Genomic DNA, 2,038 nt, shown 5'->3' with positions numbered 1-2,038 from the left:
GCAGCGCGGCGGCCTTGCGGCGCGCGTCGCGGACCGAGAGCGGCAGCGGCCGCCAGCCCGCGAGCCGGCCGAGGCCGACCACCGGCGGGTGCACCGGGGAGTGGGCCATCACCTCGGCGGGCTCGCCGAGGACGGGCGGGGCGTCGGGGGTGAGCAGCAGCACCTGGTCGGCGTACTGGACGACGCGCTCCAGCCGGTGCTCGGCCAGCAGCACGGTGGTGCCGAGGTCGTGCACCAGCCGCTGGAGGACGGCCAGCACCTCCTCGGCCGCGCCCGGGTCGAGCGCCGAGGTGGGCTCGTCCAGGACCAGCACGCGCGGGTGCACGGTGAGGACGGAGCCGATCGCGACGCGCTGCTGCTGGCCGCCGGAGAGGGAGGCCAACGAACGGTCGCGCAGGTCGGCGAGGCCGAGCAGGTCGAGGGTCTCCTCGACCCGGCGGCGCATCACGTCGCCCGGCAGGCCCAGGGACTCCATGCCGTAGGCGAGTTCGTCCTCGACCGTGTCGGTGACGAAGTGCGCCGGCGGGTCCTGCCCCACCGTGCCGACCAGGTCGGCGAGTTCGCGCGGCCGGTGCTCGCGGGTGTCCCGGCCGCCGACGGTGACCCGGCCGTGCAGCACCCCGCCGGTGAAGTGCGGCACCAGGCCGCTGACCGTCCCCAGCAGGGTGGACTTGCCGGAGCCGGACGGGCCCACCAGCAGGCAGAGTTCGCCCTCGGGGACGGTGAGGTCGACGCCGTTCAGGACGGGTGCGGCGGCGTCCGCGTACCGGACGGAGACCTGCTCGAAGGTGATCACGATGCCCTCCGGGGCGGGGTCGGGGCGGCGAACGCCGGTACCAGGCCGAGCAGGACGGTCAGCACGGCGGCCAGCGGCAGCGCGGGGACGGTCGGCGGGACGACGGTGGGGGCGAAGGCAGCCGGGTCCTGCGCGGCCAGGTAGGTGGTGAGGGCCGCCACGGCCGCCCCGGAACCGGCGGTCAGCCACTCGGGGAGCGCCCAGGGGTCGGGCCGGTAGCGGCTCCTGACGGACCGCCTGCTGCCGAGGAGCAGCCCGGCGGAGGCGGCGGCCAGGCCGAGCAGCAGGACGGGCAGCGCCCAGCCCGCGCCACCGGCCGTAAGCAGCCCGTACGCGGCCAGGCAGACTCCGAGCAGTCCGGCCAGGGTGAGCGCGGCCGTCGCCCGGGCGAGCCGGTGCGGGACGTCGGCGGTGCGGCCGAAGCCCCGGGTGTCCATCGCGGCGGCCAGCGCGATGGACCGCTCCAACGCGCCCTCCAGCACCGGGAGTCCGACGCTCAGCACGGCCGCGACGCCCTTGTCGGTGCGGCCGCGCAGGCGCCGTGCGGCGCGCAGCCGGCGGACGTCCGCGATCAGGTTCGGCGCGAAGGTCATCGCCACCACCACCGCCACGCCCGCCTCGTAGAGCGCGCCGGGCAGGGCGCGCAACAGGCGGGCCGGGCTGGCCAGGGAGTTGGCGGCGCCGACGCAGATCAGCAGGGTGGCCAGCCGCAGCCCGTCGTACAGCGCCGCGAGCAGCCCCTCGGCGGTGACCCGGCCGCCGATCCGCACGCCCTGCGCCCAGGCGGGCAGCGGGACTTCGGGCAGCGTGAACAGCACATGGGTGCCGGGGACGGGCGAGCCGAGGAACACCGCGAACACCAGTCGGATGCCGAGCACCAGCAGGCCCAGCCGCAGGAACGCCCCGTACGAGCGCGAGAAGGGCGCATCGCCGCGCCGGGCCGCGACCACGTACCCGGCGACGGCGACGAGCAGCAGCAGGATCGCCGGGTTGGTGGTGCGGGTGGCCGCCGCTCCGAGCCCGAGCGCCCACAACCACCAGGCCCCGGGATGCAGTTGACGGGGGCCGACGGGCGGCCGGGTGCTACGGGCGGTGCTGCTCACGGTTGGTCGTCCAGGGGTGGGGGATCAGGAGTGACGGCGGCGGCGGGCCTGCCAGACGGCGCCGCCGGCGAGGACGGCGACGAGCGCGCCACCGGCGATCAGCCCGACGTCCGGGCCGCTGCCGCGGTCGTCCGGCGTG

General features: G+C 76.9%; 3 protein-coding genes. All 3 read right to left on the bottom strand.

Annotated features, from left to right (window positions below):
- On the bottom strand, window positions 1-796 hold a 796-nt coding region (locus tag KS423_RS44305; protein WP_224285339.1), incomplete at its 3' end, for an ABC transporter ATP-binding protein.
- Window positions 793-1,899, bottom strand: a complete 1,107-nt coding sequence (locus KS423_RS44300) for an energy-coupling factor transporter transmembrane protein EcfT (RefSeq protein WP_224285338.1) — start codon at window positions 1,897-1,899, stop codon at window positions 793-795. The genes KS423_RS44300 and KS423_RS44305, both read right to left, overlap by 4 nt.
- Before the next feature lie 24 nt (window positions 1,900-1,923).
- On the bottom strand, window positions 1,924-2,038 hold a 115-nt coding region (locus KS423_RS47770; RefSeq protein WP_263455865.1), incomplete at its 5' end, for a GPS-CTERM domain-containing protein.

This window comes from Streptomyces sp. LS1784 (genome assembly GCF_020103755.1).
Taxonomy (GTDB): domain Bacteria; phylum Actinomycetota; class Actinomycetes; order Streptomycetales; family Streptomycetaceae; genus Kitasatospora.
The sequence above is the reverse complement of the archived record's forward strand: the minus strand, read 5'-3'. Positions and strand labels throughout refer to the sequence as shown.